Genomic DNA, 23,596 nt, shown 5'->3' on the forward strand with positions numbered 1-23,596 from the left:
CATTTATCCTTAGTTAAGGTAGTATGTTGCCGGCTGCTCGGTAGATCTCATACCATTCCTCACGGGTCAGTGTGATGGTGTCTGCTTCACTTATTTGGCGAAGTCTTTTATGATTTGTAGTGCCAACTATGGTTTGAATCTTAGCTGGATGTCTTGAAATCCATGCAACTGCTATCGCCGAATCTGAGACCTTATAGCGCTCTGCTAATCGATCAATGACAGCATTGAGTTCAGGAAATTTTTCTTTGTTTAGAAATACGCCATCAAAGAAACCATACTGAAATGGTGACCAAGCCTGTATCGTAATATTGTGAAGCCTACAATACTCTAAAATACCACCATCATGGTCAATAGAGGACGTGACCTTCATATTGACATTCAATCCGGCATCCACCATGCCTGTATGCATAATACCAAACTGAAGTTGATTGAATAAAAGAGGTTGGTGAAGTGCACTTTCTAATAGCGCCATCTGCATAGGGTTCTGGTTACTCACACCAAAGTGTCTAACCTTACCGCTGTCATATAAGTAATCAAATGCTTCTGCTACTTCTTCAGGTTCAAACAGAGTGTCCGGTCTATGTAACAACAAGATATCCAAGTAATCTGTATTCAAACGTTTTAAAATACCATCCACAGATTGGAGAATATGGTCTTTAGAAAAATCAAAAAATCCTTTTCTTATACCACACTTGGATTGAAGTATCATCTTTTCTCTACTTAACGCGCTCATAGAAACCGCCTCTGAAAAAAGGGTTTCTGATTTACCGCCTCCATATATATCTGCGTGATCAAAAAAATTAATACCGAGTTCCATAGATGTATTGATAAGGTGATTGGCATCCTTCTTGGTTAGTTCTACTATTCGCATACAACCCAATCCAATTTGAGGGATAGAAATTTTATCGCCAGATACATGTAACTTTTTCATAGCACCACGCCTTCCTTTTTCAATCTACATGAATAGTTGTCAAAAAGTTTCGATTGTTTGTTTTGTTGACATATATCGATAATCAAGTATAATTCAAGTTACAAAAGATTCAACACCAAAATAAATATATCAGATATATGGTTAAGGTTTCAAAACTATTTAGACCCTTTAACCATTTATGAAGATTTACAGGAGTCTATCATGGTAAAAAAGGTAACCTTATTGAGCTTAGCTATTCCCATATTTTTCGAGGTCATACTCTTTATGACCCTTGGTGTTGTTGACACTTTAATGCTAAGCCGTATATCCGACCAAGCTGCAGGAGCCGTTGGCATCGCTAATCAGTTGATTAATTTTACCAATATCATATTTACAATTATAAGCGTTGGCGCTGCCATATTAATTGCTCAGTTCATCGGTGCAAAAAAATGGGTGGATTGCCATATGACCATCATGGTCGCTTATGTAGTGCTCACCATCATAGGGGCGATTTGCTCTATTGGTCTTTTTTTCTTTGGTCCGGACCTTTTGATTCTTATTGGGATTACACCCGGTCTCATGGGTTATGCCAGTGATTATATACGTATCGTAGGTATCTTCATGTTTCTTCAGGCTTTCTTAAATATTTCCACTGTTACCATGCGAAGTTATGGTTACAGCAAGCAAACGCTCTATATAACCGCTACGATGAATATTATTAACATCATTGGTGACTATGCCTTGCTTTTTGGTGCTTTTGGTTTGCCTGCTCTTGGCGCAGCCGGTGTTGCCATTGCAACTTCCATCAGTCGATTGATTGCTGTTATTTTGTCTACAATTTTTGTATTTAAGAACATAGTACCTCTATCTGCCATAACTTATATTAAGAACTTCCCCAAACATATACTAAGACTATTATTAAAACTAGGTTTTCCAGCAGCTCTTGAAAACCTCTCTTATAATGTCAGTCAGATTGTCATCACCGGTATCGTGTTGGTCTATCTTGGCGAAGAAATGTCCATCGTACGGACTTATGTTGGCAGCATCGTCACCTTTGCTCTAATCGTTACCATTGCCATTAGCCAAGCCAATCAGATCATCATCGGTCGTCTTATTGGTGAAGGTCTGATGGATGAGGCTTATCATGTCTGTATCAAGAATTTTAGGATTGCTTTTTATGTTATGTGTGGCATCGGTGTTATTTTTTATTTCTTTGGTGGCCAACTCATGCGCATCTTTTCTGATAACCCGAGTATCATAGAGTGGGGGATGATTATTCTCGCACTTGATGCCTTTTTAGAGCTGGGACGCATCTTCAACATCGTTTTCATCAGCGGTCTTCGTGGCGCCGGTGATGTTATTTTCTCCGTTGTCATCGGTCTCGTTTTTATGTGGGGCATTGCCGCTGCCGGTGCTTATGTTTTTGTCGTCATCTTTGATTGGGGTCTTCCGGGCGTATGGCTTGCCTTATTATTGGATGAATGGGTTCGAGGCATCTTGAATTTTTTGAGATGGCACAACAAAAAATGGGTCACAAAAGCATTGGTTTAACGCCTTCTTTAGCGAATAAAGTTCGTAGCAATGCGTTTTTCTCGCACAGGTGCTTCTATGCCTGCTGCTTTTCCGGCCTCTAGACACTTCAGTAACCATACCATATTTTTCCCAAGGGTTCTCATAATCTGCATACCCTCTAAGTCTTGTTTTACTTGATCTGGCGTGTTGCCATGTACCATATTCCAGTATTGAGACGGTACCATAGGCATATTGCTAATAGCAAAATATTTATTCAACTGATCCAGTGCTGCCGTGGAACCGCCTCTTCTACAGCTGACTATTGCTGCACCCGGTTTATGAGCATGAACCCTGCCTGCATAGAAAAATCGGTCAAGAAAAGATGTTATAGCACCGGAGGCACCTGCATAATGGACCGGTGAACCAAAAACATAAGCATCGGCTGATTCTGATTTCTCTAGAATTCGATTGACGATATCATCATCAAAAATACATCGGTTGTTGGCACATTTGCCACAGCCTGTACAACCACGAATCGGCGACTGCCCCAAATGGACCATCTCCACTTCTATGTCAGCACCCACCAATTCTTTTTCCACCTCTTTTAACGCGGTATAAGTACAGCCCTCCTTATGAGGACTTCCATTAATCATTAATACTTTCATCGCTACCTCCTAGTATAATTACAATAGTCTGGTTTATTTGTTTTACCATCTGATTATATCATATATTGTTAATGCATGGATGCACCAACTGGAGAACTAAAAAAAGCCTCTAAGCTTTTATCCACTTAGAGGCCTCGTTAATATATTTTTACTATCCTATTGATACCCTTTAATAAATGCCTTCGTCCTATCACTTTTAGGATTACCAAATACTTCCTCCGGTGTACCTTCTTCAGCAATAACACCTTCATCCATAAAAATAACATGGTTGGCCACTTCTTTCGCAAAATTCATCTCATGGGTTACAATCACCATGGTCATATGCTCCTTAGCCAATGATTTAATAACTTTAAGCACCTCACTGGTCAGCTCAGGATCAAGAGCAGATGTTGGTTCATCAAAAAAAAGCACTTTTGGATTCAAGGCCAGAGCCCTTGCTATAGACACCCTTTGTTGTTGCCCACCTGAAAGCTGAAAAGGATAAGCATTTTCTTTTTCTGATAAACCCATTTTTGCAAGCAGTTTCCGACCAATATCATATGCTTCTTCTTTACTTTTATTCTGAGTATGTATTAAAGCATCGGTCACGTTCTTAATCACTGAGAAATGTGGAAATAAATTAAAGTCTTGAAAAACAAGACCGAAATAGCTACGAATCTTTTTGAGCTCCGCGCCAGTAACCTTATGAGGCGTGCCATCCTTATCTGAATTAAACGCCGATTCGCCCAGATATAGAATGTCACCTGCATCAATGGACTCTAACATAGTCGCACACCTGAGCAGAGTTGACTTTCCAGAGCCGGAGGGACCTATAATGGCTACCACTTCCCCTTGCTCGACTTTTAGAGATATGTTCTTAATGACTTGAAGGTCACCAAAGCTTTTCTTAAGCTGTCTTATTTCAAGTAAACTCATACGATGACCCCCCTATCTATAATAACTTAATTTGTTTTCAATTTTTTCCATGACGGTTGCTACCACAAAATTAAAGACATAATAGAAAACACCTGCCGCCACATACGGCATCATATTTGCTTGTGCCGAAGCCACTGCCCTAGCCACTGTAAACATTTCTGTAACCGATATGACATAGGCAAGAGACGTGTCTTTTACCAGCGTTATTACTTCATTGGTAATTGAAGGAATGATACGTCGTATGACTTGTGGCATGATGATTCTAAAAAAAGTCTGTGCTTTGGAATAACCAAGAATTTTTGCTGCTTCATATTGACCGACAGACATGGATTCAATGCCACCTCTGTAGATCTCTGCAAAATAGGCGGCATAATTTAGAGCAAATCCAATAATCACTGCATAGAATCTATAGCCTCTTGGCATGTTAAGACCCAAGATATAATAGGGTCCAAAGTAGACCACCATCAGTTGTAGCATTAAGGGTGTCCCGCGCATGAAGGATATATATACCTTAACAAGATTTCTGAGTATGGGATTTTTTGACATTCTACCGAGTGCCACAACCAACCCTAAAGGCAGTGAGAGCACCAACGTCAAAGCAAATATTTGAATAGAGACGATCATACCGTCACTTAGATTTGATAATAAGGTCAATAAATCCAAAACATCCTCCTACAATACCGCATCATTAAAAACGTACAGATTTCTATTTACCAATGGTTGTTACATCTTCGCCAAACCATTTCATGGATACAGTCTCTAATGTGCCATCTGCTGCCATATCTTCAAGCGCTTCTTGAACCTGATCTCTAAGGCTTTCATTTCCAAGTAGGAATCCGACACCATAGGATTCTGCTGCTAGTGCTTCTTCAAGGACAACAAAAGCGCTGCCTCTTTTTTCTATCTGATATCTGGCTACGATTTCATCCATAACAACGGCATCCACTGCCCCTGATTCAAGATCCATCAAAGCCATGTTATAATCTGCAGCTTTCAAATAATCACCAAAGGTTGCTACCAAGTCCTCAACTTCACCCAGTGCTGCTTCAGCGCTTGAATCCGCTTGTACCACAACTGCCTTATCTGTTAGATCTGCCAAAGTCTCTATACCAGATCCCTCTTTTACGACAAAAACCTGGTTGTTGGCCATATAAGCATCTGTCCATGTATAGGTTTCTTCACGACCGTTAATGGTAAAACCGTTCCATACACAATCAATATTCTTTGATTCCAGCTCCATATCTTTTGAATCCCAAGCAATTGGTTGTAAGACAAGTTCTTTATCTAAACGCTCTGCAACAATTGCCGCAAGCTCAAGGTCAAAACCGGTAAATTCGCCATCATCAGCTACAAATCCCATAGGTGGAAAATCTTGATCAAACCCGACAACAAAGGTCTCTTTTTCTGTTGTATCTTGCTCATAAGTGTCCTCTGTAGGTGTTGTTTTTGCGCATGCACCTAAAGTCAGGACCATTGCTACTATTAGTAAAGCATAAATCATTTTTTTCATTTTATTTTCTCCTTCTAATTTTCTACTTATTTTTTTCTGCCCCACTATGTTACCACACTAGCACAATGAAGTAAATATGCCAAAAGGATAAAAGGTTAAATCTTTAACAACTTAACGCGTTAAGTATTTAAGGATTGTTTGGTATTATATATAACCCTCTTCACTATTTGTTGGTCCCATTAAAAGCTTATAGGCCTTTAAACGAATACTTAGAAGTACACATTTAGGATTTTGAATGATTTCATACAAATCCGGATGCTTTTCAAGAAGTATTTTTTTTCCTTCTTCAGACTTTTCTTGATCAATTGCTTCATTATAACCTTCAAAGGTTATAGACATTATTTCATTTTTAGATGCTTTTCCCAAACTTTGTCTGTTATCCATCAATATACTTACGTTTGGATTTAGAGCAATGTTTTTATATTTTTTCGAATCATCTATAGCAACCATATACAATGTTTTATTGTCTTTTCCTAGAGTAAAGGTCATGAGAGAACAATAAGGGTAACCTTCGTGTTCTGTACATAAAACACAGAGATTATTTGTATTTAAAATTGCTTCAATATTTTTATTCATGATATTCCTCCTCTTTGCTTGTCAAGCTTCTTTTTATTTTAAAAATATTTCATCCTGTTTGATCTTCCTTCTTTAATATGCCACCAATAGAAAACTGAGCATACTACCAAAAAAGAATACAATGGAGAAGATAATCTCATTAAAACTTAGCTCAATTTCACGCATGGTTCTAAAGAATCCAATCCTTGGATATAAATATTTATAGAATAGATAACCGAGTGCTAGACTTGATAAATACAGGGTGCTTTTTACAAAATAGCTTTTTAAATCTATAATGACTTCCAAATCAAAAAGTATGCTGATGATACGTTGTCCGAACACACCGGTTACGACACAAACCGTTGCGAGAATACCTAAGGCAACTTTTTGATTAAAACGAACATGATATCTTTTTTCATGAGGACCAAAAAGCATGGTTGCATATTTAACAAATGATATGATGGTCCCAAGATTAATAAGAAGCAGTCCATATTCTAAGTATGTATGATAACCTATACCTTTTTCTATAAGATATTTGGATACACTTCCATTAAACAAAGGTGCACCGGTAATACTCAGTATAGCAACACTCATGATAACCGCCACATAAGGCATGCGTTTAAAAACACCTTTGATTTTTCTTATGTCTCTCGTCTCGTACTCTTCTATAATCATACCTGCTGTTAAAAAAAGTGTCGCCTTAAAAACGGCATGATTCATAATATGGTAGATGGATCCATAATAGCTGTATACAGAATTCATAGAAAGTCCGAAGATAATGAGACCAATTTGACTGACTGTATGGTATGCCAATATAAGCTTGATATCCGTTTGAGATAGGGCAAAGACAAATCCAAAAACCGCCGTCAAAAAGCCAATTATAAGAAAAAGACTAGTGGTATCAAGACCCGCCTTAAATGTATCTTGGAAACGTATGAAAAGATAAACGCCGCCTTTTACATATAGACCTGACAATACTGCTGAAACAATCGACGGAGCTGAGGGCGTACCATGTGCCCTCGGCAGCCAACTAAAAAGAGGCATGATGGCCGACTTAAGTCCAATAGCTGTAATCAGAAATACATAGGGTAATATCAGAGTGTCCTTATTTTCAATCAAGAGTACACCAGCTTTTATTAAAGATAAATCCATCGTTCCAAATATTTTGTAAATATAGCCCAGTCCAAATAGAAAGAAAGCCATAGCAACCAGATTGGTTAATAAATAAACCATACCGTCGTATAGTGACTGACTGTCTTTTTTGAACATAATTAGAATACTAACCACCACCGTGGCCACTTCTACTAGGGTATAAATATCAAAGAGGTCATTAGATAAAAAGATGGCTACAATCAAGCCTTGAAGTGTTAAAAACAGAAATAGAAACAGTTTATTCATATACGTTTTATGATAATTAAACAATAACATAATTGTAAAAAGAAATGTCGTTAAAACCACAAAAAGGGTGCTGATAGCATCGGCTACTAAATTAATACTGATACCACCTGAGTAATTACCAAGGGTTTCTGTAATGGTGCCTTCAGCGATAACCCTAATAAAAAACAAAATAGCCATAATAAATGTGCTGACTTGGGAAACCCAAATCAACCGATGAATTTTCTTATAATTGCTCAAGTAGCCAATGAGCGCCGTAAGAATGGGTAAAACGACCAACCAAAATAAAGACACATTTTCACCTACTCATTTAATTCATACACATATGGTTTGTTAAACTCTATACTCTATATATAACACACTTTTAAAGAAAAAACCCTAGCAAATCGTCAGGTTTTTAATAAAAACATCATGTACACATGAAGTCTTTATACTCCACCGGTAAAATTAGGGGACACTTCAAACCAACTTCCTGTTATAATGGTAATTGCTAACACACTTAAGCAAGGCACTGTGCCTCTGACCCCTAGTAAGGAAATTCCTATGAATCCTACACGTCATGAACGTTACTCCATTTATTTTTTCACTTTTTCAACAAGCATGTTTTGGTTTTCACTTTATGCCTATATTGCCGAGCTTTCTACCTATGCTAATACTTTAGGTGCAAGTTATAAAATGATTGGTATTATAACAGGGTCTTATGGACTGACACAATTGTTACTTAGAATTCCCCTTGGTATTTTTTCTGATATGCTGGGCAAACGCAAAATTTTTATTATTTTAGGTCTTTTCGTTGCCACAATCAGTGCTCTGATTACATTCTTTTTCCCTTCACAACTCTCCCTCCTAGCTACGAGATCACTAGCTGGTGTTTCTGCTGCAACATGGGTTATTTTTACGGTTACTTTCTCCAGTTATTATAAGAAGGAAGAGGCCACAAAAGCAATTGGACTTATGAACTCATACAATGCTGTAGGTCAACTGACCGCTATGGCCATGGGTGCCGTGGTATCCTATACCTTTGGTACAAGATATCTTTTCTTACTTGCTGCAATCGGTGGTATTGTTGGCCTTCTTTCGGCTCTCTTCATCTATGAGAAACCGGTAGCTATAAGAAAATCAAATTTCAGAGATTATATGGAAGTCGCAAAAAATCGTCAACTTCAGGTTGTGTCTTTACTCTCCATCCTTTCTCAGCTGATTACCTTTGCCACTGCTTTTGGGTTCGTACCCATACTTGCAAAGAATCTTGGTGCCAAAAATGTGCAGCTGAGCCTACTAACAGCACTTGCCATCATTCCTGCCATTTTCATATCCAGGCTAGCCGGTTCCTATTTCCCTTCTCGGTTTGGCCGTAGGAGAACCATTAGCGTCGGCTTCATCATAAGTGCTTTTTTATGCATACTGATGCCTTGGATTGGTCACTTATGGCTTTTATATGTGGCACAATTTCTATCCGGTATTGGGCGTAGTTTGGTCTTTCCTCTTCTCATGGGACTCGGTATCGAACACATCGATCAGGAAAAAAGAGCCACTGCCATGGGTATGTTTCAAGCCATCTATGGTATTGGTATGGTCTTTGGCCCTATGTTGCTGGGTTTTATCGCCTTTACTTACGGCCTTATAGCCGGCTTTGCCGTAACCGGTGCCATTGGCCTATTAGGCCTTCTCATTACCCTTATATATATAGAAAAAAAACCAACAAGAAATGTGGCATAGTCACGGTATGAGCTTAGCTCATATTTCAATTGAAGCTTTCTCATAAGAATGATAGAATAGGAAATATAACCCCTCGACAAAACCAAGAATGGAGATAATAATGAGAAAAATAAAGCTTGGCGTCATCGGCGTATCCGGACATTTACTAACCCGAATTATGTTACCGCTAACCACTTCTAGTACTGTAGAGATTATTGCACTCGCTTCAAGAAATCTCGAAAAGTCAAAAGAGGCTGCAGCCAATTGGCAGATACCAAAAGCTTATGGCAGTTATGAGGCACTTTTAAATGACCCTGAAATTGAAGCCGTTTATATACCCCTTCCTAATCACATGCATTTAGAATGGGTAAAAAAATCCATTCTTGCCGGCAAACATGTGATCTGTGAAAAACCGCTCACCATGAACGCCCAACAAACAAAAGAAATCATGGACCTTGCAGAGGAAAAAGGCATCAAAGTTATGGAGGCTTTTATGTACCGTTTCCATCCCAAATGGCAAATGGTGAGCGAACTTATAAAAGTCAAGGGCATTGGTGAAATCAACGCAATCCATACCATCTTCACCTATAAAAATGATGATCCAAACAATATTCGTAACAATAAAGAATATGGTGGTGGTGCTCTCATGGATATTGGGTGTTACGCCATTTCAACTGCACGATTCATTATGAACACTGAGCCAAGTAGGGTTCTTGGAATGCTACACTATTCCGATCTATTTGGAACAGACGTGTTAACTTCAGGAATAATGGATTTTGGTAAGGCAAGGGCACTTTTCACTGTAAGTACCAGTATGCATCCCGCTCAAGAAGTTAAAATCTATGGTACAGGCGGCAGTATTGAGGTCCTGATTCCATTTAACGATCATTACGATGTCAAGGGGCAGATAAAGGTTATCAACGGCCTTGGAGAACGTATCGTAACTTTTGAACCTACGAATCAATATGATGCACTTTTTTCCGCTTTTGCAAAAGCCATAAGGGAAGATATCCCTGTTCCTCTATCTCTAAAAGATAGTTTTATGAACATGCGTATCATTGATCAGTTATTTGAATCCGGTAGAACCGGCCAATGGGAAACCATATAAGTTAATCATGATCGAACTTATTGAAAAGAAGGTGATAGCATGGAACATAAGAGCGAAATTATTGACTTTATAAAGAGCAGAACGTCTCTTGAAATACTCCAAAAAATTGATGAAATTCATCCCGTTGACTTTTTGGAGGCACTAACCGGTTCTGATGAAGATCCCCTTACCATCCTTGAAAAATTACCCGATGATTACATCGCTCAGTTGGTTGATCATGCTGATGATGATGAAAAATATGATTTACTCTCTCTTTTCTCTCAAAATAGAAAACAACATATCATTGCTGAAATGTCCTCTGACGAACTGGTTGACCTACTGGGTAGTATTGGTAGTGCTGAAAAAGATGCCATTATCTTATCCCTTGATCAAGATGATGCCAATGAAGTCAATGAACTGCTCGCCTATGATCCAACCTCTGCCGGCGGTATCATGGCCAAGGAATTCATCGCCATCCATGAGAATATGACCGTCAATGCTACCATTGATTTCCTCAGAGATATGGCACCAGCTTCAGAGACACCTTACTATGTATATGTATTAGATCAGTTCCATGTTCTAAAAGGTGTTGTACGACTACGAGATATTATTGTTTCTACACCCGAAACACCGATTAAGAATATTATGATAGAAAATATTATCACTATTCCTGTGGATATGGACCAGGAGGAAGTCGCTCTTATATTTGAAAAATATGGTTTCATGGCCATGCCGGTTATTAATGATCTGGGTGTTATGCTTGGTATCGTAACCGTTGATGACGTTATGGAAGTTATACGTGACGAATATACTGAGGACATGTTTCGACTTGCAGGTCTTGATGAAGAAGAAAAAATATCCGGTTCCATAAGCAAAGCCATTAAATCTAGGTTACCTTGGCTTTTAGTGAATCTGCTCACGGCCATCCTAGCTGCAGCCACTGTCAGCCTTTTTGAGGCCACCATCGTAAAAATCGTAGCATTAGCCACCTTCATGCCCATTGTGGCCGGTATGGGAGGCAATGCGGGTACTCAGACATTAACCATGATTATCCGAGGTATTGCCCTTGGTGAGTTAACTTTTGAGAATCAAAAAGAAATCTTAAAAAAAGAGGTTGCCATTGGTTTGATCAATGGACTATGCTTAGGTATCGTTGTTGGTTTTCTAGGCTACTACTGGGTCGGCAACGTAGTATTTGGCCTGGTTATCGGTACTGCCATGTTCTTAAACCTTGTTATTGCAACAATTTCCGGTTATTTTGTCCCTGTTTTACTAAAGAAGTTCAAAATAGACCCAGCCCTTGCGTCAGCTGTCTTTGTTACTACTGTAACCGATGTACTTGGATTCTTCTTCTTCTTAGGACTCGCCACACTCACCATAAACTATCTCGTCTAAAATAAAAATATATTAATGAAAAAGCAGTTGATTCAGAATTCGAATCTACTGCTTTTTCTTTGTTTTATATAATTGCATTTTCCATAGACTTCTACAGATGACGATTATCCACCAATAACTTCGTCTCCTACTTTGTGCATTTTCAACATATTGGTTTTACCATCATAACCGGTAGGGATACCTGCTGTAAGAATGATTAAATCACCTTTTTCAACAAGTTTTGTTGCCACAGCTTGATCTAGAACTTTCTCAAAAAATTCTTTCTGATCCCCTATAAATTTGCTCATCATCGGTTTAATACCCCATGATAGATTCAACTGACGTTGTAGACCTTCTTCCAAAGTTATGGCAATGATTGGACACGCCGGTCTAAAGCTAGAAATCATCCTGACTGAATTACCTGAACGTGTCGGTACTACAATGGCTTTGGCATCTATCTTAGAAGCAGCTATCACCGTTACTTCACTAATGGCATTGATCACATTTTGGTCAATAACCTTCCACGCGCCTTCATCTAATTTGACTTTATAGTCAATGTCGTTTTCCGTCTCTAAGATGACCGTTGTCATCATCCTTAAAGTCTCTATTGGATATTTCCCTGCAGCCGTTTCTCCAGAAAGCATAACAACACTGGTGCCATCATAAATGGCATTGGCAACATCGGATACCTCAGCTCTGGTTGGAACCGGGTTATCTGTCATACTCTCTAACATTTGTGTCGCTACGATAACCGGTTTTGAACTTGTATAGCACTTCTTAATAAGTTTCTTCTGTATAATCGGCACCGATTTAACCGGTAATTCAATACCCAAATCACCACGGGCAATCATTATACTGTCGGATACTGCAATGATTTCATCAATGTTTTTTATCGCTTCAGTATTCTCGATTTTTGAGATAATCTTAATATCTTCACGGTTTTTTTGCTTGAAAATCTCTCTTACAGATTCAACGTCTTTTGCATTACTAACAAAAGAAAGGGCTATGAAGTCAACATCCTGATCAACAGCAAACTCGATATCTGCTCGGTCTTTTTCTGTCATAAATGGAAGGCCTGTTATACAACCCGGTACATTAACACCTTTTCTACTGGACAAGACGCCACCTGCAATAATCTTACAGACAATATCCGTCCCTTCAATGGACACAACTTCAAGATTAATGCGGCCATCATCGATATAAATGGATTGGCCTATGCTGACACTTTTGTAGAGATCCTTAAAAGAAATAGTTACAGCTTTTTCATCGCCTTCGATTTCCTCTGAAATAAGCTTAATAATTTCTCCATTAACAAGGTTCACCTTGTTTTTAAGCACACCGATACGCATTTCAGGTCCTTTTGTATCTACGATTAGCGGAATCGGCTGATTCAGTTTTGCTCTCGCTACCTTCATGGTTTTAATCCTATGACCATGGACTTCATGGTTCTCATGAGAGAAGTTAAATCTAGCTGCATCCATACCATTTAGAATCATATCTTCATAAATGCCTTCCGTTGCCGGTCCCATTGTACAAATAATTTTCGTTTTTCTCATCGTGTTCTCCTTGTATCTTTCTAAAAACCAAATTAATAATTACATCGCTACAATTTATATCTTATATACTCACTTGCGATCATATAATGTCTACCTATTAAGTTATGTCTTTTATTGATAGAACTCAACAAGGAACTATTATAATGATTTATGCAGTTATTGACAATGCTTATTTTAATAAAAAAACATCTTCCCAATATTTGCTTACTATTTTGTACTATATTGTAATATTAAAGGTATTTTGACGTACTTTTATAAACGAATAATTACTACGTATTTGACAGTTTTATTATTTTGCTGTATACTCTGTTTATTGAAACCCGTTATCATTAGTCAAAATAATCCCCATTAAAAAAACAGGAGGTCTGCTATGAATACACTCATTTGCCCCATTTCAAAAGAAACCGCCAATAAAACCGTGGTTCGTCTAACTGGCTTCTTGATTGCCACATTGATTGTACTTTATGCCTTAACAAACAGTGTCTATATCATTATGGCTATTGTTATTGATTTTATAATACGTGCTTTTACTAACCAAAAATATAGCCCGCTTAGTTGGTTAGCTACACAAATTGCTAAAGTATTTCATTTGAAGCCTATAACCATTGACAAAGCGCCTAAAATATTTGCCTCACGCGTTGGCTTTCTTTTCTCCATAACCGCATTAGCTTTATATCCACTTAATCCACAAATTAGCCTTGTCGTATTATTGGTTCTTATGGCTTTCGCTTTACTTGAAGCACTCTTTGATTTTTGCGTTGGTTGTATTGTATATACCTATGTCGTACTGCCCCTAAACAAAGAATAAAAAAAAACCTTCTTCAATATTGGAGAAGGTTTTTTCTATTCTCTGATTTTCAATTTTAGATTTTCATAAGCTTTTACCGTTTCATCCTGATTTTTTAGATTAAATATTACAGGTTGATCTAGAGTTAGCATAAGTATATACGGTGGTTTCTCTGCGTCAACAAAAAGCTTGACGGATCCATAAGGCTTGGTTTTGAAGTGACCCTTAAGTTTTGACCCTAGTGCTGACCCATTGGTACGTGTTAATACAAGAGGCATTTCCTCAAGAAGCTCCACCGACTGAATCGATGTCCATGCATACGTATCACCGTACATGCCATGAATCTCTATTCCTTCATCATCTATACTTATTTGAGTATCTCTTGAAGAAAAGACCAGTAATAGAACAATAGCAACAACAGTAATCCCAACGACGGTTAACGGCAGGATGAGTTTTTTTCCTGCACCTTCAACAAGCTTACCTTCCTTATCAAATATGTTACCATCATACTTTTGAGCTTTGATGAGTAAAATCACAGTTGATGCAGTTAAGAAGACATAGGCTAATGTGGTACTAATATCAACTTTTAAAAGCTGGAGTATGCCCGTTAAAATGAATACACTACCATTGATATAAGAAAACATCCCAAGTAAACGTGCAAGCCCTTTTGTATCAACCTTGGCTTTCTTTTCCTTAGACATGGTGTTGTAACCTGATATTAGAAAATACCATTTAAACAAATGAACCGCCATACCTACAAAAATCAGCAAAGCTCCAATTAATATATTAATCCACATGATAGACCTCCATTTCCCTTTTTACCTCTACCATAAGTGCCAAGCTAAATATGACCTCAAAAATCATCATGACGATTGCCAATATATAGGCTTCAAATAGATTACCCATAATAAGAGCACTCATCGGTATAAGAATGGCCATAACCGTATAGGTTATTGACCTATAGAGCCAGCTATAAGGTAATAGATGTGCACCAAAGATCATAGCAATGACCATTACCATTTTATCAGGGACCGTCGGATAGACCCACATAGCGATCAATAGATACAGCAACTGATTCATTGAAAATAGCATACCCAATTTATTTAATGGATTAGCTGTATCACTGAATTTGACCCCAATTAACTTTGATATTCCGTAAGCCAAAGGCAATAGTGGTGCTGTCACACAAAATGTCCATAGGTTCTTAGTCAATATCGGCATATCCAACTTGTGTATTATGGCAACCATCCCCCAAATAATGATAGAGGCCAAGATAAAATGTAAACCTTTCTTTTGTTTCATAGCACAGTCTATTCTTAGTTCTTCCAAATTCATATGTTTCTCCTTGAGTCACTCACTTAGATTGCAGTCACGGTCTCAATCTGTTTATAATAAGTTTCAAAGCTATTGGTAACCACCATAGCACCTCTTGGCACCTGGAATAGAATTAATAATGCATTTAGTATATCTACGGATGAAGCCATTGCATTAATCATAATCAGAATAATCAAAACCCCATTTAACAGATTTAACCCACCTAAAATCAATGGTAATACAATAGATAAAGTCACAAAAGGCGCCAAACATATGATTATAAATCTTTTTTTTGTCAATGACTGAGAAGTAAAGACAAAACCGCCCCATAACTTGATGCCGAAAAATGTGTTTTCATCTTTTAAGAAGTTCGGTATCCATAAAGCATGTAGCATCTCATGAATATAAATCATGATAAGCGTAAACGCGATATAATACCATCTAAAACTAATGGATACACCACGATTCGTACCCATACCTTCAAAAAAATCTACCAATGTTGCGTTGAAGAACGTTATAATAAAAAAGGATAGCAGTCCACAAACAGCCATAATCGGTATAGATGTCAAAAAAGCCGTTAATAAATTGGAAGGTTCTTTTATTTTCTTCCAGCCCTGATTCATCAAGCTGTTGCTTAGTTCCTGGTCTACCGGTGGTATATTTTTTGCGTATTTCATAGTACTTGTCACCTCAAATCATATTTTTTACTATTATAGCATTCTTTTCTTAAAATCAAATTAGATATTGTAGCTTTTATAATAAATATTATAACAATGGCGTGTTATCGGCAATACAGTCGGTAACACGCCATGGCAAACTTATTGTATTCTCTTATCTTGTTGGAACAATCTCCAACCAATAGCCATCTGGGTCTGATATAAAGTAGATGCCCATCTTCTTGTTTTCATAGCAAATGCAACCCATTTTTTCATGTAGCTCATGTGCTGCCTCATAGTCATCTACTCTAAACGCCAAATGGAATTCATTGTCGCCTAGATTATAAGGTTTTTCCCAGTCTTTTAACCATGTAAGTTCTAGTTGAAAGTCTGAAGCGTCATTTCCCACAAAAACAATAATATAGGCCCCATCTTCAGCTTCTTTACGTCTTATTTCAGTAAGGCCTAGAGCTTCCTTATAAAATGCCAAGGATTTTTCAAGATCTAATACGTTGTAATTTTCATGTACCATTCTAAATTTCATATTGTTCTTCCTCTCTAACAATCTAGATTTTTATATTCCATTTTTGACCACTCTGCTGCACTTCCATCACTTTTGTGTTATGTATAGAACTTGCTCTTTCTTTTTTATACTGTTGAATAATTGAAGGTTGGTCCCAAAAATGCATAGGAAATAAATATTTTACTTTTGCTGTATTTAATAGCGTTTCCACACCTAAAAAATAATATTTTTCTTGTCTAGGATCAAGTGGTGCAAAAGCTATATCAATATGAAGGTCTTGCAAAGCTTTCATTTCCGTCTTAAACTTTAATGTCATATCTGTGTTATAGGCCTCAGTTTCACCAGGCCATACCCACAGATTAAGATCACCCGCATAATAAATGGTTTTCTCTTGATACGTCAACAAGAATGCAACACCTTCGTCCGTCGATACAAGTGTCTTTATCATGATTTCACTATCATCACGGATAATTATGCTATACATTTGAGATGGATGAACCCAGATAATCTTATCCCATAGCTTCTGATTTATGCCCATCTTCTGATCCTTCAATTGTAGCGCTTCAATGTCAGAAGATAATACATATTCAACATCCTCATACATATTATATAAGTCAAATATCTTAGGATTAAAATGATCTTTGTGCTTGTGGCTCACGAATACAATAATCTTTTTATGTTCCTTCATAACCGGTATGTCTGCTTTATAATAATCAAACAACCAGTAACAGTTTTCCCACTCTAAGAGAAACCCGCTATGATCAATATACGTGATTTCCATATGTGACACCTGCTTTCTCAAATAATACCTAACTGAGATTGTCTAACATCTCTTCCGGATTTTTGGCTGCATTGACCTGATCAAATACTTTTATGATTACACCTTCTTCATCGATCAAATATGTGGTTCTTACAATGCCCATATATTTCTTGCCAAACATACTTTTTTCTTTCCATACATCATAAGCTTCAGCAACTTTAGTCTCTGTATCTGCAAGCAAGGTGAATGTCAGATTGTATTTTTCTGCAAATTTTTTATGCGACTTGACGGAATCCTTACTTATACCGATAATTTCAGCACCTTTTTCCTTGATATCAGGGTACAACTGAGTAAACCCACAAGCTTGACTGGTACAACCTGGTGTGTCATCCTTTGGATAGAAATACAGAATCACTTTTTTTCCTCTATAATCTGCCAAGGATACTTCCTCACCATCTTGATTTGGTAATGTAAATTCTGGTGCTTTCATGCCTATTTCTAACATTTTTTCGCCTCCTCGTAAATCTATACTACAACCATAAAAAAAGATAATAGTTGACACCTTAACCACTCTTAATAGTATACCATATAATGTTTATTCGAAAATACTAAAAAATCCTAAACATATTAGGATGATTAAGACCATTCGCACGTATATGATCCTCTGATTGCTTCTAGTTTTCAATTCTGCGAAGCATGATGCTGGATTGGATAGCAAAAATAGCGATTTGAGTAGGGTCCCCTAAGTCTAATTTCTTTAATACACTGCTGATATCATGATGTACTATGCCCAATGTAACCTTTAGTTCAGATGCTATTTCCTCGTCTGACAGGCCTTGACCGACAGCTTGAATAATCTTAAGCTCATGATTTGTTAGAAGATCCTCATGGTTGTTTTTCTTAAGTAGGTAATTTCTTTTTGCTATTTGAGAAAATAGGGACAATACCTTACTTCTAGCTTTGGTATCCATCATGGCATCTTCTTGATGGACCAGCTCAACACTTTTTGCTAATATTTTTATAGATACTCCCTTTAGCAAAAAACCATTTGCCCCATGTTTAAGAGATTCAAAAATATATTCATCATCATCAAAAGTGGTTAAGATAATTACCTTTATATTCGGGTAATTGGCTTTAATGACTTTCATACTTTCAATCCCATTCATAATGGGCATGCGAATATCCATTAAAATGACATCCGGCTTATCTTTTTCAACAAATGTGATGGCGTCACGCCCGTCTGGTGCTGTGCCGATAACCTCTATATTATTTACACTATTTAACATTAATTCAAGACTTTCTCTTATGATCTCTTGATCATCTACAATCAACACTTTAATCATACACTTTGCCCACCTTATTTCTATCCCCTTTTATAACAACAGTTTTACCACTAGTCATACTATAATATAATGTTTACAGTCCTTATCCTATACTACTCACGCATACAATGTAATAGACTTTTGTCATCCTTTTCTAATGACATTTGTCATCTTTTCCATGAGAAAAATTCTCAACACAATAAAAGACGATCATACCTCGACTCATTCGTCGAAGGTGACCGTCTTTTTAGTAGGATTAACTATTAATGAATTATATTAAGCCTGTGGTTTTTTCATAATCTCTACGATACGAATGATACCATAGGCCAATAAAGCATATACTGCCATGGCTATGAGCGTTGCCGCTTCTAAATAAGCTGTTGTTTCTATTCCTTGCGCAACCCCTGTTCTAAAAATGCCGATAAAGGGTTGTAGAAATAGTTCAGATAAGCTGTAAATGGCAGATACAAATGGGCTACCTGGATTTGCACCTAGTAGCTTAAAGATAAAACGAAATGCCAGAAGCACTTCAAGAATCCCAAATATATAGGTTACAACTTTACGAAACTTAAGATTTTTTTCATGCGTGTGTTGAACTTGAGAAGTATTCATTTTTATTTCCCTTCCATGAGGTAGTCTTCAAAACTAAACCTCAGTTATAGCACTTTTTTCCCATTAATTAATCTCAAAAGAACGATGATAATTGCTATGACCAATAGAACGTGAATAAAACCTCCAATGGTATATGAAGAGACCATTCCTAAAAGCCATAAAACGACAAGTACGACTGCTATTATATTTAACATAATGACACCTTCCTAAACTTTTTTTGCTTAATCTTCAACTAACACCGCTTCGCTACCTCTAGTTGACAATTGACTTCCTCTAGTTTTCCATTTTTTATGTCTTTTTATCTACTTATAATAATTACCAGCTTAAGAAAATTGTTTATATTATTATCCACACTAGATTTTCTTACCTAGCATATATTATACACTACATTATATTTTAAGTCAAATTATTGTTACTATAATAGTTCTAATTTTTATATCACATATTTATTGTTATTAGAACTATATGCTGTGCAACATTGCCATAGATTCGTTATATATTTGACGATTGTCTAATATATAATTAACCAATCATTCCTTAACGTTAAAAATGACTAAAGTGATTTCACTTTAGTCATTTTTAAGTCTTAAGTCCTACTCTTTTACTTCATTATTCATTTGATCCATAGAATATCTTTTTCTTATACCTTCTTTTGGTAGAGATGCCGCATATTTCAAAGCATCTTCTGCATTAAGACTTTCAAAGTATTCAATGATAACTGAAAGCCTTTCATATTCATCAATAGATAGTAGAACTGCGTCTGGTTGGTTGTTCTTTAATATAAAGAGTTTACCATAATCATCCGCTTTTTCCCTACAGGCTTTGTAGTTTTTAATCATTTCCGAGTTCGAAACAAGTGCCTTTGTAGAAATTATCATACAAGTATCACCTCTGCCTTATTTAGTTTTTTATGATGCATACTTTACTGTATTTTATCACAGACCATCTATATATGCAAAACTAATCAGGATTAATTTGTGTAAAAATATATAGACATTTTGTATCAATAAATTTAATTATAATATTAAACACAAACATATTTGTCTGGTATTTTGCATTATAACTTTAATTATTATTAATATTATTTATATAATAATTTTTCATATAATAGTTGCAATTTTCATGCATTTAGGATATGATGTATACGTGTCAGAGTTTGAATTTTGCAAATAAAAGAGTAAAGATAATAGAAGGAGTCCAAAATGAAAATATCACATAACAATCCAATTTACAAGTCACTAACCGTTTTCTTATGCTTTCTAATGGTATTCACCGTAGCTACACCAGTATTCGGTGCTTCCAAAGACTATGAATCGAGTTGGGCAAAAGAAACCATTGAATCCGCACTATCATCCGGAATTGCTAGTGGCTATCCAGATGGAACATTCAAACCAAGTAATCCAGTTACCAGAGCAGAGTTTCTTTCATTGGTAAACAACGTTTTCGGATTCACAACTTCTGCAAGTACAAATTACACAGATGTATCCCCAACGGATTGGTATGCACCTGCTATAGGAAAAGCTTTTGCAGCCGATTATATCAGCGGCTATCCTGACGGCAGTATGAAGCCTGATGCGCATATATCTCGTCAAGAAGTCGCATCCATACTTAGTCGCCTCAAATCTCTGTCAGCAACATCAGACACCCCAGATTTTACAGATGGCTCTTCTATTCCAGCTTGGAGTAAGCAAGCCATCATATCTGTTGATGAAGCAAAAATTATGGTTGGCTATCCTAATGGTAGCTTCAAGCCGTTGGCACAGACAACCAGAGCGGAAGCCTTGGTAGCAATTACTAGAGCTTTCAATTACAACGTTGTTAGCGAACCTATCCCAGTTTCGTCCGTTGGTGTCACACAAGATACCATGACTTTAATTGTAGGTGGTTCAACAGGAACAATAGCCCTTGAAATAACACCAAATAACGCTACCAATCAAGACGTAGAATGGACCTCAAGCGATACAAGTGTTGCGACATTAGAAAATGGTATCGTTACACCGATAGCAGAGGGAACAGCTCTTATAGTGGTAACCTCTGATGAAGATCAAACAAAAACCGCAACAGTAACAGTAACGGTTGAAAAGTCAACTGAACCTACCCAACCCGCCGAGACACTTATTGAACCTGTAGACCTTGGCATGGCCGGTGATTTTGTAATCTTATCAAAAACTGGTATTTCATCTGTACCTAATTCAGTCATTACAGGCGATATTGGCGTTAGCCCTATAGCTGACACGGCTATCACAGGATTCTCTCTTACGCTGGATGCAACCAATCAATTCTCAGTTTCAGACCAAGTAACCGGTAGGGTATATGCAGCAACTTATACCTCACCAACACCCAGTAACCTAACGACCGCAATTAGTGATATGGAAACTGCATACACCGATGCTGCCGGAAGAGCTGTGAATTTTACTGAACTGCATAGTGGCGATCTTAGTGGTAAAACACTCGTACCCGGTGTCTACAAATGGGGTACAGGTGTCCTTATGAATTCTGATGTAACCCTTAATGGTGGACCGAATGATGTTTGGATTTTCCAAATTGGCGAAGGCATTACGCAAGCGAATGGTACAAGAATCACTTTAACCGGTGGTGCAAAAGCCGAAAATATTTTCTGGCAAGTGGCTGAATCTGTTTCTATCGGAACCGGTTCACATTTTGAAGGTATCGTTCTTAGTAAAACAAACATAACTATGGGAACGAATGCATCTATCAATGGTCGATTATTGGCTCAAACCGCAGTCACCTTAGATGCAAGTTCTGTAGTAGCACCTTAATAATAAGACTTGGATGTTAAAACTATATTGAATGTGAATTTAGCGTTCTTCGTTTTGATTCACTACTTATAAAAAATTATTACATTACATAGTAAAGGGACCATCACAGTTAGATTCTACTGAGATGGTCCCTTTGCCTTGCTGTATCATAAAACTTATTCACCTTTATAAACACCTTCAAAATCAGCCTGTGTCATCTTACTACAGACTTCCCAAACACTTTCTATATTATCAGCATCATCTGCATATCTAGGGTAGACACCCATATCCAGAAGTTGCCTGATGCTTTGCAATAAGCCATGGGTATAATGGGAGGGCTTCATGACTTCTAATTTACTATTAATGAGTTTACCAGATATATTATTCAACGCTTTGGAAGTACATATATCAAAATATGTATTTGCAATGCTTTCAGGTTTTGCACCGAAAGCATTTTGAATTTCGGCCGATAGTCTCCATACTGACTTAAATTGCCTTCTTGTATTCTTTGAAATCTTGATTGCAGGGATTTGGATTGCATTGACTGTAATACCACTTTTTTTCAATATCTCTGACATCTTAAATGTTAACAAAAGTAGGGCCATTTTAGAGTCACCATACTTTCTGTATGTATTGTAGGATCTAGAGTTTTTGTACTCTCCTCGCAAATTATCAAATTCTATTTTTCTATTTTTTACAAAGTAGTGTCTTATGCTAACTGTACATGCATTCAGTATTTTGGGATTCTCTGATTTTATAAGCATTCCTCTTAATAAATACGTCAGAAAAAAAGGGCCAACTGCATTGGTGGCAAACACTAATTCAATATGGTCCTGGCTAAACTGATATTCTTTTACACCATGTTGTAGATATGCCGCATTGTGAATGAGTATATCTAACCGATCATACTTCTTCTCATACTCATTACAAAAGCGTCTGATAGCATCCAATGAGGCAACATCTAATTCTAATAAATCTACTTGGTTATTCTTCGTTGTTTCAATGATATAACGCTGAACCAAGCGCCCTTTATCTAAGTTGCGGCAAGCCATTATGACATAATAACCTTCCCTAGCAAACTTAATTGCTGCCGCTTTACCTATACCTGAGTTTGCACCTGTTATTAAGACTATTTTTGCATTCATAGACCGCTCCCTTAATCAACATTCCTTTTTCCGATAATTATGACTTATCTTTGATTACTTTTGTCTGGCATTCGCTACACGCATTATCATGCAAGGATATAATGCTACCACAAACAGCACAGGTATATTTTCTTTGTTCTAAGTTCATAAACGCTATAAGACCGACTTCCTTAACCAGACTGCTGTTATCCATAAGACTCGCACCATAACGTGTGTTATAGCTTTTTTCTAATGATTTGATGTGCTTACAAGGGTACTCCAAACATTCATAGCAATAAGAAATACCTTTTTCCTTGACACATTCTTTTATTTTGCATTTTTTGCAATGTTCAGGTTTCCCGATGTCACTATTTAAACAACCGGCACAGGGCTTTTTGTGATTGCAATGTCTATAACAAACCAAACAATTCATGCCACAAGGTGCAAACATTGTTACATCTATTTCATCCGGCATTTTCAAGGGCATGGCTCCTCTCATAAAATAATTATACAACCAACTCAAGAAACATAATAGTGACCATTAGTCTCTATCATGAATTGT

The 23,596-nt window shown here is 37.1% G+C and carries 26 protein-coding genes; 6 read left to right on the plus strand and 20 right to left on the minus strand.

Annotated features, from left to right (window positions below; all coding sequences use genetic code 11):
• Positions 1-13: 13 nt before the first annotated feature.
• Entirely contained in the window at positions 14-931 is a 918-nt protein-coding gene (locus tag PATL70BA_RS05375) for an aldo/keto reductase (protein ID WP_125136414.1), read from the minus strand.
• A gap of 201 nt (positions 932-1,132) precedes the next feature.
• Here PATL70BA_RS05375 and PATL70BA_RS05380 point away from each other — a divergent pair, with 201 nt between their 5' ends.
• Entirely contained in the window at positions 1,133-2,461 is a 1,329-nt protein-coding gene (locus PATL70BA_RS05380; RefSeq protein ID WP_125136415.1) for an MATE family efflux transporter, read from the plus strand.
• 8 nt (positions 2,462-2,469) lie between these two features.
• Here the strand turns inward: PATL70BA_RS05380 and PATL70BA_RS05385 are convergent, their stop codons facing one another.
• The 6 genes from PATL70BA_RS05385 to PATL70BA_RS05410 form a co-directional block, all read right to left on the minus strand.
• A complete protein-coding gene (locus tag PATL70BA_RS05385; protein ID WP_125136416.1) occupies positions 2,470-3,087 on the minus strand; it encodes a flavodoxin family protein in 618 nt (205 codons plus the stop codon).
• 156 nt (positions 3,088-3,243) lie between these two features.
• Positions 3,244-4,002 carry an amino acid ABC transporter ATP-binding protein gene (locus PATL70BA_RS05390; protein ID WP_125136417.1) on the minus strand — a complete coding sequence of 253 codons (759 nt, stop codon included), beginning with the start codon at positions 4,000-4,002 and terminating at the stop codon, positions 3,244-3,246.
• A gap of 12 nt (positions 4,003-4,014) precedes the next feature.
• A complete protein-coding gene (locus PATL70BA_RS05395; protein ID WP_125136418.1) occupies positions 4,015-4,665 on the minus strand; it encodes an amino acid ABC transporter permease in 651 nt (216 codons plus the stop codon).
• A 43-nt stretch (positions 4,666-4,708) separates the two neighbouring features.
• The gene (locus PATL70BA_RS05400; RefSeq protein WP_125136419.1) at positions 4,709-5,512 is read right to left on the minus strand and encodes an amino acid ABC transporter substrate-binding protein; all 804 of its coding nucleotides are present in this window, start codon (positions 5,510-5,512) and stop codon (positions 4,709-4,711) included.
• 144 nt (positions 5,513-5,656) lie between these two features.
• A complete protein-coding gene (locus PATL70BA_RS05405; RefSeq protein WP_125136420.1) occupies positions 5,657-6,088 on the minus strand; it encodes a pyridoxamine 5'-phosphate oxidase family protein in 432 nt (143 codons plus the stop codon).
• 72 nt (positions 6,089-6,160) lie between these two features.
• Positions 6,161-7,756, minus strand: a complete 1,596-nt coding sequence (locus PATL70BA_RS05410) for a complex I subunit 5 family protein (protein ID WP_125136421.1) — start codon at positions 7,754-7,756, stop codon at positions 6,161-6,163.
• Between the two features lie 186 nt (positions 7,757-7,942).
• Between PATL70BA_RS05410 and PATL70BA_RS05415 the strand changes: the two genes are divergently transcribed.
• The 3 genes from PATL70BA_RS05415 (at position 7,943) to mgtE (ending at position 11,642) form a co-directional block, all read left to right on the plus strand.
• Positions 7,943-9,181: an MFS transporter gene (locus tag PATL70BA_RS05415; RefSeq protein WP_125136422.1), complete on the plus strand. Its 1,239-nt coding sequence runs from the start codon at positions 7,943-7,945 to the stop codon at positions 9,179-9,181.
• Positions 9,182-9,281: 100 nt separating this feature from the next.
• Positions 9,282-10,268, plus strand: a complete 987-nt coding sequence (locus PATL70BA_RS05420) for a Gfo/Idh/MocA family protein (RefSeq protein ID WP_197715790.1) — start codon at positions 9,282-9,284, stop codon at positions 10,266-10,268.
• A 39-nt stretch (positions 10,269-10,307) separates the two neighbouring features.
• Positions 10,308-11,642 carry a magnesium transporter gene (gene mgtE, locus PATL70BA_RS05425; RefSeq protein ID WP_125136424.1) on the plus strand — a complete coding sequence of 445 codons (1,335 nt, stop codon included), beginning with the start codon at positions 10,308-10,310 and terminating at the stop codon, positions 11,640-11,642.
• A 104-nt stretch (positions 11,643-11,746) separates the two neighbouring features.
• On the opposite strand, the gene pyk is transcribed toward mgtE, so the two are convergent.
• Positions 11,747-13,177, minus strand: coding sequence for a pyruvate kinase (gene pyk / locus PATL70BA_RS05430; RefSeq protein ID WP_125136425.1), 1,431 nt, complete (start codon positions 13,175-13,177; stop codon positions 11,747-11,749).
• A gap of 370 nt (positions 13,178-13,547) precedes the next feature.
• Between pyk and PATL70BA_RS05435 the strand changes: the two genes are divergently transcribed.
• Positions 13,548-13,985, plus strand: coding sequence for a DUF4395 domain-containing protein (locus tag PATL70BA_RS05435; protein ID WP_125136426.1), 438 nt, complete (start codon positions 13,548-13,550; stop codon positions 13,983-13,985).
• Positions 13,986-14,020: 35 nt separating this feature from the next.
• Here PATL70BA_RS05435 and PATL70BA_RS05440 read toward each other — a convergent pair whose 3' ends face one another.
• From PATL70BA_RS05440 to PATL70BA_RS05485, 10 genes are all read right to left on the minus strand, one after another.
• Positions 14,021-14,761: a DUF3784 domain-containing protein gene (locus tag PATL70BA_RS05440; protein WP_125136427.1), complete on the minus strand. Its 741-nt coding sequence runs from the start codon at positions 14,759-14,761 to the stop codon at positions 14,021-14,023.
• Positions 14,751-15,299 carry a DUF7010 family protein gene (locus tag PATL70BA_RS05445; protein WP_125136428.1) on the minus strand — a complete coding sequence of 183 codons (549 nt, stop codon included), beginning with the start codon at positions 15,297-15,299 and terminating at the stop codon, positions 14,751-14,753. The genes PATL70BA_RS05440 and PATL70BA_RS05445 overlap by 11 nt, the downstream gene beginning before the upstream one ends.
• Positions 15,300-15,322: 23 nt before the next feature.
• Complete coding sequence (locus PATL70BA_RS05450; RefSeq protein WP_125136429.1) at positions 15,323-15,955, minus strand: DUF3267 domain-containing protein; 633 nt, start codon at positions 15,953-15,955, stop codon at positions 15,323-15,325.
• Positions 15,956-16,109: 154 nt separating this feature from the next.
• Positions 16,110-16,478: a VOC family protein gene (locus tag PATL70BA_RS05455; protein WP_125136430.1), complete on the minus strand. Its 369-nt coding sequence runs from the start codon at positions 16,476-16,478 to the stop codon at positions 16,110-16,112.
• 22 nt (positions 16,479-16,500) lie between these two features.
• Positions 16,501-17,238, minus strand: a complete 738-nt coding sequence (locus PATL70BA_RS05460) for an MBL fold metallo-hydrolase (protein WP_125136431.1) — start codon at positions 17,236-17,238, stop codon at positions 16,501-16,503.
• Between the two features lie 28 nt (positions 17,239-17,266).
• Positions 17,267-17,722: a thioredoxin-dependent thiol peroxidase gene (bcp, locus tag PATL70BA_RS05465; protein WP_125136432.1), complete on the minus strand. Its 456-nt coding sequence runs from the start codon at positions 17,720-17,722 to the stop codon at positions 17,267-17,269.
• Between the two features lie 169 nt (positions 17,723-17,891).
• Positions 17,892-18,560 carry a response regulator transcription factor gene (locus PATL70BA_RS05470; RefSeq protein ID WP_125136433.1) on the minus strand — a complete coding sequence of 223 codons (669 nt, stop codon included), beginning with the start codon at positions 18,558-18,560 and terminating at the stop codon, positions 17,892-17,894.
• A gap of 255 nt (positions 18,561-18,815) precedes the next feature.
• Positions 18,816-19,151, minus strand: coding sequence for a YggT family protein (locus tag PATL70BA_RS05475; protein ID WP_125136434.1), 336 nt, complete (start codon positions 19,149-19,151; stop codon positions 18,816-18,818).
• A gap of 44 nt (positions 19,152-19,195) precedes the next feature.
• Positions 19,196-19,345 carry a lmo0937 family membrane protein gene (locus PATL70BA_RS17085; RefSeq protein WP_125136435.1) on the minus strand — a complete coding sequence of 50 codons (150 nt, stop codon included), beginning with the start codon at positions 19,343-19,345 and terminating at the stop codon, positions 19,196-19,198.
• Between the two features lie 399 nt (positions 19,346-19,744).
• On the minus strand, positions 19,745-20,029 hold the full coding sequence (locus PATL70BA_RS05485; RefSeq protein ID WP_125136436.1) for a type II toxin-antitoxin system Phd/YefM family antitoxin: 285 nt from the start codon (positions 20,027-20,029) through the stop codon (positions 19,745-19,747).
• A gap of 324 nt (positions 20,030-20,353) precedes the next feature.
• Here PATL70BA_RS05485 and PATL70BA_RS05490 point away from each other — a divergent pair, with 324 nt between their 5' ends.
• The gene (locus PATL70BA_RS05490) at positions 20,354-21,931 is read left to right on the plus strand and encodes an ice-binding family protein (RefSeq protein WP_125136437.1); all 1,578 of its coding nucleotides are present in this window, start codon (positions 20,354-20,356) and stop codon (positions 21,929-21,931) included.
• Positions 21,932-22,086: 155 nt separating this feature from the next.
• Here the strand turns inward: PATL70BA_RS05490 and PATL70BA_RS05495 are convergent, their stop codons facing one another.
• Positions 22,087-23,055, minus strand: a complete 969-nt coding sequence (locus PATL70BA_RS05495) for an SDR family NAD(P)-dependent oxidoreductase (protein WP_125136438.1) — start codon at positions 23,053-23,055, stop codon at positions 22,087-22,089.
• A gap of 37 nt (positions 23,056-23,092) precedes the next feature.
• The gene (locus PATL70BA_RS05500; RefSeq protein WP_125138414.1) at positions 23,093-23,515 is read right to left on the minus strand and encodes a DUF3795 domain-containing protein; all 423 of its coding nucleotides are present in this window, start codon (positions 23,513-23,515) and stop codon (positions 23,093-23,095) included.
• Between the last annotated feature and the right edge of the window lie 81 nt (positions 23,516-23,596).

The organism is Petrocella atlantisensis, from assembly GCF_900538275.1.
Classification (GTDB): domain Bacteria; phylum Bacillota; class Clostridia; order Lachnospirales; family Vallitaleaceae; genus Petrocella; species Petrocella atlantisensis.

Bases quoted from the DNA above. Each gene is read 5' to 3' on its own strand.
- PATL70BA_RS05415 (WP_125136422.1), top strand. From the start codon at position 7,943: ATGGTAATTGCTAACACACTTAAGCAAGGCACTGTGCCTCTGACCCCT.
- PATL70BA_RS05485 (WP_125136436.1), bottom strand. From the start codon at position 20,029: ATGATAATTTCTACAAAGGCACTTGTTTCGAACTCGGAAATGATTAAA.
- PATL70BA_RS05435 (WP_125136426.1), top strand. From the start codon at position 13,548: ATGAATACACTCATTTGCCCCATTTCAAAAGAAACCGCCAATAAAACC.
- PATL70BA_RS05490 (WP_125136437.1), top strand. From the start codon at position 20,354: ATGAAAATATCACATAACAATCCAATTTACAAGTCACTAACCGTTTTC.
- PATL70BA_RS05400 (WP_125136419.1), bottom strand. From the start codon at position 5,512: ATGAAAAAAATGATTTATGCTTTACTAATAGTAGCAATGGTCCTGACT.
- PATL70BA_RS17085 (WP_125136435.1), bottom strand. From the start codon at position 19,345: ATGTTAAATATAATAGCAGTCGTACTTGTCGTTTTATGGCTTTTAGGA.
- PATL70BA_RS05380 (WP_125136415.1), top strand. From the start codon at position 1,133: ATGGTAAAAAAGGTAACCTTATTGAGCTTAGCTATTCCCATATTTTTC.
- PATL70BA_RS05440 (WP_125136427.1), bottom strand. From the start codon at position 14,761: ATGTGGATTAATATATTAATTGGAGCTTTGCTGATTTTTGTAGGTATG.
- mgtE (WP_125136424.1), top strand. From the start codon at position 10,308: ATGGAACATAAGAGCGAAATTATTGACTTTATAAAGAGCAGAACGTCT.
- PATL70BA_RS05495 (WP_125136438.1), bottom strand. From the start codon at position 23,055: ATGAATGCAAAAATAGTCTTAATAACAGGTGCAAACTCAGGTATAGGT.
- PATL70BA_RS05405 (WP_125136420.1), bottom strand. From the start codon at position 6,088: ATGAATAAAAATATTGAAGCAATTTTAAATACAAATAATCTCTGTGTT.
- PATL70BA_RS05475 (WP_125136434.1), bottom strand. From the start codon at position 19,151: ATGAATACTTCTCAAGTTCAACACACGCATGAAAAAAATCTTAAGTTT.
- PATL70BA_RS05470 (WP_125136433.1), bottom strand. From the start codon at position 18,560: ATGATTAAAGTGTTGATTGTAGATGATCAAGAGATCATAAGAGAAAGT.
- PATL70BA_RS05385 (WP_125136416.1), bottom strand. From the start codon at position 3,087: ATGAAAGTATTAATGATTAATGGAAGTCCTCATAAGGAGGGCTGTACT.
- PATL70BA_RS05375 (WP_125136414.1), bottom strand. From the start codon at position 931: ATGAAAAAGTTACATGTATCTGGCGATAAAATTTCTATCCCTCAAATT.
- PATL70BA_RS05450 (WP_125136429.1), bottom strand. From the start codon at position 15,955: ATGAAATACGCAAAAAATATACCACCGGTAGACCAGGAACTAAGCAAC.
- PATL70BA_RS05455 (WP_125136430.1), bottom strand. From the start codon at position 16,478: ATGAAATTTAGAATGGTACATGAAAATTACAACGTATTAGATCTTGAA.
- PATL70BA_RS05390 (WP_125136417.1), bottom strand. From the start codon at position 4,002: ATGAGTTTACTTGAAATAAGACAGCTTAAGAAAAGCTTTGGTGACCTT.
- bcp (WP_125136432.1), bottom strand. From the start codon at position 17,722: ATGTTAGAAATAGGCATGAAAGCACCAGAATTTACATTACCAAATCAA.
- PATL70BA_RS05445 (WP_125136428.1), bottom strand. From the start codon at position 15,299: ATGAATTTGGAAGAACTAAGAATAGACTGTGCTATGAAACAAAAGAAA.
- PATL70BA_RS05460 (WP_125136431.1), bottom strand. From the start codon at position 17,238: ATGGAAATCACGTATATTGATCATAGCGGGTTTCTCTTAGAGTGGGAA.
- PATL70BA_RS05420 (WP_197715790.1), top strand. From the start codon at position 9,282: ATGAGAAAAATAAAGCTTGGCGTCATCGGCGTATCCGGACATTTACTA.
- pyk (WP_125136425.1), bottom strand. From the start codon at position 13,177: ATGAGAAAAACGAAAATTATTTGTACAATGGGACCGGCAACGGAAGGC.